This window comes from Streptomyces xiaopingdaonensis, assembly GCF_000262345.1.
Classification (GTDB): domain Bacteria; phylum Actinomycetota; class Actinomycetes; order Streptomycetales; family Streptomycetaceae; genus Streptomyces; species Streptomyces xiaopingdaonensis.
Map to the genome: position 1 here is coordinate 1 of NZ_AJTQ01000022.1, position 9,432 is coordinate 9,432.

At 72.8% G+C, this 9,432-nt stretch carries 10 protein-coding genes; 8 read left to right on the forward strand and 2 right to left on the reverse strand.

Annotation, left to right across the window (positions count from 1 at the left end; translation table 11 throughout):
• Positions 1-16 precede the first annotated feature (16 nt).
• The 3 genes from UWG_RS0101410 (at position 17) to UWG_RS0101420 (ending at position 2,746) form a co-directional block, all read left to right on the forward strand.
• Positions 17-520 (forward strand): arginine repressor, encoded by a 504-nt coding sequence (locus tag UWG_RS0101410; protein WP_078495569.1) that lies wholly within the window; start codon positions 17-19, stop codon positions 518-520.
• Between the two features lie 316 nt (positions 521-836).
• Positions 837-1,676 (forward strand): SDR family oxidoreductase, encoded by an 840-nt coding sequence (locus UWG_RS0101415; protein ID WP_016905421.1) that lies wholly within the window; start codon positions 837-839, stop codon positions 1,674-1,676.
• The gene (locus UWG_RS0101420; protein WP_016905422.1) at positions 1,673-2,746 is read left to right on the forward strand and encodes a class I mannose-6-phosphate isomerase; all 1,074 of its coding nucleotides are present in this window, start codon (positions 1,673-1,675) and stop codon (positions 2,744-2,746) included. The genes UWG_RS0101415 and UWG_RS0101420 overlap by 4 nt, the downstream gene beginning before the upstream one ends.
• A gap of 125 nt (positions 2,747-2,871) precedes the next feature.
• Here the strand turns inward: UWG_RS0101420 and UWG_RS0101425 are convergent, their stop codons facing one another.
• Complete coding sequence (locus UWG_RS0101425; protein ID WP_016905423.1) at positions 2,872-3,768, reverse strand: SCO6745 family protein; 897 nt, start codon at positions 3,766-3,768, stop codon at positions 2,872-2,874.
• 48 nt (positions 3,769-3,816) lie between these two features.
• Complete coding sequence (locus tag UWG_RS0101430) at positions 3,817-4,458, reverse strand: pyridoxamine 5'-phosphate oxidase family protein (protein ID WP_016905424.1); 642 nt, start codon at positions 4,456-4,458, stop codon at positions 3,817-3,819.
• A gap of 167 nt (positions 4,459-4,625) precedes the next feature.
• Here UWG_RS0101430 and UWG_RS0101435 point away from each other — a divergent pair, with 167 nt between their 5' ends.
• The 5 genes from UWG_RS0101435 to UWG_RS0101460 all read left to right on the forward strand — a co-directional run.
• Positions 4,626-5,222: a TetR/AcrR family transcriptional regulator gene (locus tag UWG_RS0101435; protein WP_016905425.1), complete on the forward strand. Its 597-nt coding sequence runs from the start codon at positions 4,626-4,628 to the stop codon at positions 5,220-5,222.
• A gap of 49 nt (positions 5,223-5,271) precedes the next feature.
• On the forward strand, positions 5,272-5,649 hold the full coding sequence (locus UWG_RS0101440) for a DUF488 domain-containing protein (RefSeq protein WP_016905426.1): 378 nt from the start codon (positions 5,272-5,274) through the stop codon (positions 5,647-5,649).
• A 114-nt stretch (positions 5,650-5,763) separates the two neighbouring features.
• Positions 5,764-6,957 carry an argininosuccinate synthase gene (locus tag UWG_RS0101445; RefSeq protein ID WP_016905427.1) on the forward strand — a complete coding sequence of 398 codons (1,194 nt, stop codon included), beginning with the start codon at positions 5,764-5,766 and terminating at the stop codon, positions 6,955-6,957.
• A 177-nt stretch (positions 6,958-7,134) separates the two neighbouring features.
• Positions 7,135-8,601, forward strand: a complete 1,467-nt coding sequence (gene argH / locus UWG_RS0101455) for an argininosuccinate lyase (protein WP_016905428.1) — start codon at positions 7,135-7,137, stop codon at positions 8,599-8,601.
• Between the two features lie 104 nt (positions 8,602-8,705).
• Positions 8,706-9,432 (forward strand): aldo/keto reductase (locus UWG_RS0101460; RefSeq protein WP_016905429.1); only part of this gene is annotated, 727 nt, incomplete at its 3' end.

Sequence of the window (9,432 nt, forward strand, 5' to 3'; positions counted from 1 at the left end):
GCAGCAGACGGGGGGCCTGGCCGTACCGCAGACCCGCACGGCGAGGCATCGACGGATCGTCGACATCCTCAACCGTCAACCGGTCCGCTCCCAGAGCCAGTTGGCGAAGGTCCTCGCCGACGACGGACTCCACGTCACCCAGGCGACCCTCTCCAGGGACCTCGACGAACTCGGCGCCGTGAAGATCCGCAACACCGGCGGCGAGCTGATCTACGCCGTCCCCGCGGAGGGCGGCGACCCGACGCCGCGGGCCCCGCTCGGCGAGTCGGCGAGCGAGGCCCGCATGGCGCGGCTCGCGGGCGAACTCCTCATCAGCGCCGAGGCGTCGGCGAACCTCGTGGTGCTCCGCACCCCGCCCGGCGCAGCCCAGTTCCTCGCCTCCGCGATCGACCAGGCCGGCGTCCACGAGATCATCGGCACCATCGCGGGCGACGACACGCTGCTCCTCATCAGCCGCGACCCCGAGGGCGGCCAGGCGCTCGCCGGGCACCTCCTCGCGCTGGCCCAGAAGGAGAGCTGACCCGCTGCGGCGAGAACCCTCTCGTCAAGCCGTACGGGACGGGCGGCACTTGGGCGCCGAGGCCGGGGCCGCTCGTCCCGTCGTCCGACTCGGCCGCGGAAAAAGGCGGTTGGGGTCCGGCCGGGCCGAGTCCCCTCGTGGTGCGGCGCCCTTCGCCCGACTCGACTCCGTCCCGCGCCCGGCAGCGCTGCACCCGCAGCGGAACGCACCGCCGCCTCCCAGGTGGTGGCCGACCCGCCCGCCGGGCAGCATGGGTGGGGCGAGCACCGCCCTGCCACCGCCGACTCTCCCACCGCTCGCGGGGATCGGAGGCACCATGCCGAAGGCCCGACAGCAGCAGTCCCCGCCCGGTACCACCTCCGAGATGGACCCCCGCCCCGACCACGGCGAGCGGAGCTACCGCGGAAGCGGGCGGCTCGCCGGCAAGGCGGCCGTCATCACCGGTGGCGACAGCGGGATCGGGCGCGCGGTCGCCATCGCGTACGCGCGGGAGGGCGCGGACATCCTCCTCTCCTACCTAGACGAGCACGAGGACGCATCCGACACGCGGGACTGGGTCGAGGAGGCGGGCCGCCGGTGCCTGCTGGTCCCCGGGGACGTGGCAGAACCGGCGCACTGCCGTGCCATCGTCGCCGAGGCGCTGGAGAAGTTGGGCCGCATCGACGTGCTGGTGAACAACGCCGCGTTCCAGATGACGCACGACTCGATCGAGGACGTGCCCGACGAGGAGTGGGACCGGACGCTCGCGATCAACATCAGCGCCTTCTTCCACCTGACCAAGGCGGCCGTCCCGCACATGGAGGCAGGTGCGGCGATCATCGGCAGCACCTCGGTCAACTCCGACGCCCCGCCGCCCCAACTGCTCCCGTACAACGTCACCAAGGCCGGGATCGCGAACATGGCCGGCTCGCTGTCGCAGCTGCTCGGGCCCAGGGGCATCCGCGTCAACAGCGTGGCACCCGGGCCCGTCTGGACACCGCTCATCCCGTCGACGATGCCGCCCGAGCAGGTGGAGAGCTTCGGGTCCGGCGTCCCGCTCGGACGGCCGGGACAGCCGGCCGAACTGGCGCCGGTCTACGTGATGCTCGCCTCCGACGAGGCCAGTTACGTCTCCGGTGCCCGGATCGCCGTCACCGGCGGGCAGCCGATCCTGTGAGCGGCAACGGCGTCGGCCCGCACCCGCTGCGGCTGACGGCCCCTGCCAAGCCGCTCGTCTTCGGCGGCCGGGCGATAGCCCGCCGCCTGGGGAAGCGCGGCCTCCCGGACCGGAGCATCGCGGAGACGTGGGAGTGCAGCGACGTCACCGGCTCCGAGTCCTTCGTGGAGTCCGGCCCCCTGGCCGGAAGGCCGCTGCGCCGGGTGATCAACGACCACCCCGAGGAAGTGATGGGCGCCGGATGGTCGGGCCGGTACTTCCCCGTGCTGACCAAGTTCATCGACGCGACCGGCGCCCTCCCGGTGCACCTGCACGCGGACGACGAGGCCGCCCGTCGGCTGGAGGGGCAGCACAACGGAAAGACGGAGGCGTGGCACGTCCTCGACGCCGCCCCCGGTGCGACCGCCCTCTGCGGCGTCCGCGACGGGGTGGCGCCGGACCGGCTGCGCGCCGCGCTGGAGGCCCAGGACTTCGACGCGGTACTGCGCCGCCTGCCCGTCCGCGCGGGGGAGACCGTCTACGTGCCGGGCGGCACGCCGCACACCTTCGGTCCCGACACGCTCGTCTACGAGATCGAGCAGACGTCCGACGTCCAACAGCACGCGATGCGGTGGAGGATGGAGGACGGTTCGACCGTCGGCGACGCCGAGTTCGGCGCCAACCTCGACATGCTGATGCAGCAGGTCGACACGGCGTCACGACCGGAGTTCACGCCCGGGCTCGGCGTCGCGGTCGGTGACGGGGTGGACCGCGTCTTCCTCTGCGCGGGGCCGCACTTCGCTCTGGAGCGCTGGCGCGCCGGCACGGCGGATCCCCTGCGCCGCTCCTTCGCGACCGCGCAGATCCTCTCCAACGTCGGCTCCGCCGTACACGTGCGGACGGGCGGCCACAGCGAGCGACTGGGCCCGGCGCAGACGCTCTTGCTGCCCGCGGTCTGCGGCGAGGTCGAGATCTCCGGGCCTGCCGACGTCCTCTTCGGCTACCTTCCCGACCTCGCCCGCGACGTCCGCCGACCGTTGCGGGAAGCCGGCTACCCGCCGGACGCGATCGCCCGCCTGGGCGCCTGCTGACCCGCGGGCCGGCCGAACGCGTCCTCGGAGCAGCAGCGGAACGGCACCACCGCGAGCGGGGGAGCGCCGCGCTCCCGTCACCGGCCCGACTCCCCGGCGCGGCCCGGCAGTCGTGTACGTGGACGCTACTCCCGCGGCCCCGGAGCCGGAACCGTGAGGATGCCGAGCGTCGATTCCCTCGGCAGCAACCCCGACCGCACCACGTCGAGGACGAGCGGACGCAGCAGTTCGACGAGCCGCTCGCACGCCGGCCGCCCCAGTGCTGCGTACGGAGCCGCGGCGAGTTCGTCGGTCGTCCGCTCGACGTTGGCACGGAGGCGGTGGCCGGCCGGTGCGGCGTTTCCCTCCGCGTCGACGAGACCGCGTGCGCGCAGCCGTTCCTCCGCAGTCTCCCACTGGGCCGAACTCCACCCGCGCGAGGCGAAGTTGGCGACGGGTACGGCTCCCGTCGAGCCGAGCGAGACGAGCGCCTCGCAGCCGTCGAGAGGCGCACCGAGGAGTGCGGCGAGGTGGCCGTCACCGCGGTGCTCCCGCAGCACGTTGGCGGCGTGCCACAGCACCATGTGCGGTTCCTGCGGCCACCCGAGCGCCCGGTTGGCGGCGGCGAGGGGGCGCCCGGCGACGTCGGCCGACTCCGCGGCGGTACGCGCGAGCCGGGCGGCCTTCTCGATCCCCTCGCTGCCGATCGAGGAGCCGAGCAGGGTGCGCAGCGCCCGGTCGACGCCGCGGGCGCGGGCGGCGAGTACGGCATCGGGGTCGGCGACCTGCCAGGCGGCCGGCACGTGTGCGGCGACGCGGGCCGGGGCGAAGCTGTAGAACGTCGCCGTGGTCAGCTCCGCCGTCGCGCGCCCCAGGGGCGCTGCCCGAAGGGCGAAGTACGAGGGCCAGCGCGCTTGTGTCCCGTATCCGAGCGCCGCGACCTCCTCACCCACCTCGGGCGCGAAGTACACGCCTGCGTAGAGCGGTTCGAGCTGGTGCCACACGCGGCGGGCGAGCGTCGGAAGGTCGTCTGCACCGGTCATCCCGTCAGGCTAGGGTTCCCGATCGGGGTCGGCCACCCCGATCCGCCTTCAGCCGCCCCGAGTTGGGACGGTGTGCTCGGCAGCTTCCGTCTTCCCGCCGTCGGTCGTGGGAGAAGGCGGCAGGGGGAGCGGCAGGCCCGGCAGGCCGTCGATGCTGCGGGCGACGTGCTCCTTGCCGCGGAAGTAGGCGTCGAGGGAGGCGTCGTCCTCGCGTGCGAAGCGGGAGCCGTGCAGGGGGCGGTCCTCGACGTACTCCATGAGCGGAACGGCGAACCCGCAGGTGTCCCTGACGAGTTCGGCGTGGACGAGGACGATCGCCCGGAGTCCGTGGTCTGCCGGGTCGATCGCGGTGAAGCGGTCCAGCAGCCCACCGAACCGGGGGTCGTCGCGGAAGACGGGCTCGCCCGTGCCGTGTACGCGCACGATGGTGGGCGGCCCGTGGAAGGCGCACCACATCAGTGTGATGCGCCCGTTCTCCCGGAGGTGCGCGACGGTCTCGGCGTTGGACCCGGCGAAGTCGAGGTAGGCGAGGGTGTGCGGGTCGAGGACGGCGAGCGAGCCGGAGAGGCCCTTGGGGGAGAGGTTGACGGTGCCGTCCGGCGAGAGCGGGGCGGTGGCCGTGAAGAAGAGGGGCTGCGCGAGTACGAAGTCCCGAAGCCGGCCCTCGATACCCGGATACGTCTTTCCCATACGGTCAGTACTGCCCCGCGCCCGTACCCCGCCATTCGGAGTCGGCTCGGTGAACCTGCTGCCGAAGCAAGGGAGTCGGCGGCCGGACGGCGCCTGCGGCGCGTTCGGCGGCCGCCACCAGGGACTCGACTGGCCCGCACTATACAGGTCGGTCTACAATCGGTGCCATGGCCACCGAGACGACGCAGCGCCCTGACCGGACCGTGATGACCCCCGGCGCCCTACGAGTGCGGGAAGCCGCGGGCAGGCTCTTCTACGAGCGCGGCATCCACGCCGTCGGCGTCGACCTCATCGCGGCAGAGGCCGGCGTCACCAAGAAGACGCTCTACGACCGCTTCGGCTCGAAGGACGGGATCGTCGTCGAGTACCTCGCCGAGCGCGACGACCGCTGGCGCGCCCTCCTCGCCGACCGCGTCGAGGCCGCCGGCTCCCCGTCCGACCGCGTCCGCGCCGTCTTCGATGCGGCCGAGGAGTGGGCCGGTGAGTACAGCCCGAGGGGCTGCAGCATGGTCAACGCGCACGCCGAGATCAGCGACCCGGCCCACCCGGCCTTCGCGCTCATCGAGGAGGCCAAGCGCTGGATGCTCTCCCGCTTCACCGAGCTCGCCGCCGACGTCGCCCCCGAGTCGGCGGCGGAGCTCGGCCGCTCCCTGCTCCTGCTCTACGAGGGCGCCCTCGTCGCGCACGGCATGCGCCTCTTCGACGGGGCTTTCGCCGCGGCGCGGGACCGCGCCGCGGAGCTGCTCTCGCGCGCCGCCGCGTAACTCCTGCGGGCGAGCTGCGTCCCGCGCCGGCCTGCGTCAGCCTGGAGGCATGAGTACGAAACCGAAGCTGAACGTCCAGGTGCGCCGCGTCTACGAGGAGCCGGACCACGAGCACGACGGGATGCGCGTCCTCGTCGACCGCGTCTGGCCGCGCGGCATCGCGAAGGCGGACGCCGAGTTCGACGAGTGGGACAAGGAGATCGCCCCCTCGACGGAGCTGCGCAAGTGGTACGGCCACGACCCGCAGCGCTGGCCGGAGTTCACCCGCCGCTACCGCGAGGAGCTGGCCACCCCCGAGATGCGCGAGGCGCTTCGCGAGCTCCGCAGGCGAGCCGGGACCGGCACCCTGACCCTCCTCACCGCGGTCAAGGACCCGGAGCACGGCCACACCAAAGTGCTCGCGGAGGAGCTGCGGCACACCCGCTGACGCCTCCGTCGGGGTCTCCTCGGCGTCGTCGGGGGCGTGACCTCGCGCGTTGACGAACCATACGGGGCGGTGCATACTTATACCAGTCAGCGCATGCACCGTAAGGAGAACCCCGTGACCGAGCGCGTCGTACTCGCCTACTCAGGCGGCCTTGACACCTCCGTCTGCATCGGCTGGATCGCGGAGGAGACCGGGGCCGAGGTCGTCGCCGTCGCCGTCGACGTCGGCCAGGGCGGCGAGGATCTGGACGTCATCCGCAAGCGCGCGCTGGCGTGCGGCGCCGTCGAGGCCGAGGTCGCGGACGCCCGCGAGGAGTTCGCCGACGAGTACTGCCTCCCCGCGATCAAGGCCAACGCGCTCTACATGGACCGCTACCCGCTCGTCTCGGCGCTCTCCCGGCCCACCATCGTCAAGCACCTCGTGGCCGCCGCGCGGAAGCACGGCGCCGACACCGTCGCGCACGGCTGCACGGGCAAGGGCAACGACCAGGTCCGCTTCGAGGCCGGCATCTCCTCGCTCGCCCCCGACCTGAAGTGCATCGCCCCCGTCCGCGACTACGCGATGACGCGTGACAAGGCGATCGCCTTCGCCGAGGAGAAGGGCCTCCCGATCGAGACGACCAAGAAGTCGCCGTACTCGATCGACAAGAACGTCTTCGGCCGCGCCGTGGAGACGGGCTTCCTCGAGGACATCTGGAACGCCCCCGTCGAGGACGTCTACGAGTACACCCAGAACCCGGCCACCCAGCGCGAGGCCGACGAGGTCGTCGTCACCTTCGACAAGGGCGTCCCGGTCGCGGTCGACGGCAGGCCGGTCACCGTCCTCCAGGCGATCGAGCAGCTCAACGAGCGCGCGGGTGCGCAGGGCGTGGGTCGGATCGACATGGTCGAGGACCGGCTCGTCGGCATCAAGTCCCGGGAGATCTACGAGTCCCCCGGCGCCATCGCGCTGATCACCGCGCACCAGGAGCTGGAGAACGTCACGGTCGAGCGGGAGCTCGCGCGGTACAAGCGGCAGGTCGAGCAGCGCTGGACGGAGCTGGTGTACGACGGGCTCTGGTTCTCGCCGCTGAAGAAGGCGCTCGACGGCTTCGTCGAGGAGTCCAACCAGCACGTCTCCGGCGACGTGCGCATGACGCTGCACGGCGGCCGCGCCGTCGTCACCGGCCGGAAGTCGAGCCAGTCGCTCTACGACTTCAACCTCGCCACCTACGACACGGGCGACACCTTCGACCAGTCGATGTCCAAGGGCTTCATCGACATCTTCGGCCTCTCCTCGAAGATCGCCGCCAAGCGCGACCAGTCCTGACCGGCTGCGGGCACGCCCCGCCCCGCGGGCGGTAGCCTGCCCGCGCGAAACCCCGTCCGCCTCCCCGCCCCGCGGGGAGGCGGACGCGTACCCCACCACCGAAACGCGCCGCGGCGGCCGGCCCGCACGGGCACGCGTCCGCGCGCAGGCGGCCCGCAGGGAACAGAGGAGCACCACGTGAGCAAGGGCGACGAGCCGGAGCAGGCAGCCGTCAGCGGGGAGCAGAGCGGCGACGTGAAGCTCTGGGGCGGGCGCTTCGCCGACGGCCCCGCGGAGGCGCTGGAGAAGCTCTCGGCCTCCGTCCACTTCGACTGGCGACTCGCCCCCTACGACATCGCCGGCTCCCGCGCCCACGCCCGCGTCCTGCACAAGGCGGGTCTCCTCGGCGACGAGGAGCTCCAGCAGATGCACGCGGGCCTCGACCGGCTCCTCGCCGACGTCGAGTCGGGCGCGTTCACGGGAACGGTCGCCGACGAGGACGTCCACACGGCCCTCGAGCGAGGTCTGTTGGAGCGGCTCGGCGCCGAACTCGGCGGCAAGCTGCGCGCGGGCCGCTCCCGCAACGACCAGGTGGCGACGCTCTTCCGGATGTACCTGCGCGACCACGCCCGGCTCATCGGCGGCCTCCTCGCCGACGTGCAGAGCGCGCTCGTCAAGCTCGCCGAGGAGCACCCGGAGGGCGCGATGCCGGGGCGCACCCACCTCCAGCACGCGCAGCCCGTCCTCTTCGCGCACCACGTTCTCGCACACGCGCAGGCCCTCGCGCGGGACGCCGAGCGGCTGCGCCAGTGGGACGAGCGCACCGCCGTCTCACCGTACGGCTCGGGGGCGCTCGCCGGCTCCTCGCTCGGCCTCGACCCCGAGGCGGTCGCCGCCGAACTCGGTTTCGGTGGCGGCAGTTCGGCGAACTCCATCGACGGGACGGCCTCGCGCGACTTCGTCGCCGAGTTCGCCTTCGTCACCGCGATGATCGGCGTCGACCTCTCCAAGATCGCCGAAGAGGTCATCCTCTGGAACACCAAGGAGTTTTCCTTCGTCACGCTCGACGACGCCTTCTCCACCGGCTCGTCGATCATGCCGCAGAAGAAGAACCCGGACATCGCCGAGCTGGCGCGGGGCAAGTCGGGCCGCCTGATCGGCAACCTCACGGGACTCCTCGCCACCCTCAAGGCGCTCCCGCTCGCGTACAACCGCGACCTGCAGGAGGACAAGGAGCCCGTCTTCGACTCCTGCGACCAGCTGGAGATCCTCATGCCCGCGTTCACCGGCATGCTCGCGACGCTCACGGTGCACGAGGAGCGGATGGCCGAACTGGCGCCCGCGGACTTCTCGTTGGCGACGGACATCGCCGAATGGCTCGTCAAGCGCGGCGTGCCGTTCCGCGTCGCGCACGAGGTCGCGGGGGAGTGCGTACAGGTCTGCGAGCGCGAGGGGATCGAGCTCGACGCGCTCACCGACGCGCAGTTCGCCGAGATCTCGGAGCACCTCACCCCCGAGGTCCGCGAGGTCCTCAACGTCCCCGGGGCCCTGGCGGCGCGCAACGGGCGCGGCGGTACGGCGCCCGAGGCCGTCGCACGTCAGCTCGCGGAGTTCCGCGCCGACCTCGCGGCGCAGCGCAAGTGGGCCGAGGCGCCGCTGCGCTGACGAGACGTCCGCCTGCACGCCGCCCCGGCCGGTACGGTGGTGCGGCGCTCCGCGGCGCGCGGGGCGCGGCCCTACCCCGTGAACCGACCGCGCAGGAGCCCGCGATGTCCTTCGCCCGCCTCGCCGCAGCGACCACCCCGACCGCGCACGTCGGCCTCGGCCTCGCCGCCGTCGGACGCCCCGCCTACCTGACCCTCGGCCGCGACGGCGAGCTTCCCTCCCCGCGCACCGTCGAGGCGCTGCGGGCCAGGACGCACCAGCTCCTCGACGCCGCCTACGCGCAGGGCGTCCGGTACGTCGACGCCGCGCGCTCGTACGGGCGGGCCGAGGAGTTCCTCGCCGAGTGGCTGCGTGCGCACCCGGAGGCGTCCGACCTCGTCGTCGGGAGCAAGTGGGGGTACACGTACGTCGGGGAGTGGCGCACCGACGCCGAGGTGCACGAGGTGAAGGACCACGGCACGGCCGCCTACCGCCGCCAGATCGAGGAGACCCGCGCGCTCCTCGGCGACCGCCTCGACCTGTACCAGGTCCACTCGCTCACCCCCGACAGCCCGGCGCTCACCGACCCGGAGCTCCACGGCCTCCTCGCCGAACTGGCGGCCGAGGGCACCACCGTCGGCTTCTCCACCTCGGGGCCGGCGCAGGCCGAGGCGATCCGCGCCGCCCTGCGCATCGAGAGCGGTGGGGCGCCGCTCTTCCGCACGGTGCAGTCCACCTGGAACCTGTTGGAGCCCTCGGCGTCGGACGCGCTCGCCGAGGCGCACGGCGCCGGGTTGACCGTGATCGTCAAGGAGGCGCTCGCCAACGGCAGGCTCGCGGGCCGGGCCGCAC

Excerpts from the sequence above, each read along its gene's own strand:
- UWG_RS0101415 (WP_016905421.1), top strand. The coding sequence starts at position 837 with ATGCCGAAGGCCCGACAGCAGCAGTCCCCGCCCGGTACCACCTCCGAG.
- UWG_RS0101425 (WP_016905423.1), bottom strand. The coding sequence starts at position 3,768 with ATGACCGGTGCAGACGACCTTCCGACGCTCGCCCGCCGCGTGTGGCAC.
- UWG_RS0101430 (WP_016905424.1), bottom strand. The coding sequence starts at position 4,458 with ATGGGAAAGACGTATCCGGGTATCGAGGGCCGGCTTCGGGACTTCGTA.
- UWG_RS0101435 (WP_016905425.1), top strand. The coding sequence starts at position 4,626 with ATGGCCACCGAGACGACGCAGCGCCCTGACCGGACCGTGATGACCCCC.
- UWG_RS0101440 (WP_016905426.1), top strand. The coding sequence starts at position 5,272 with ATGAGTACGAAACCGAAGCTGAACGTCCAGGTGCGCCGCGTCTACGAG.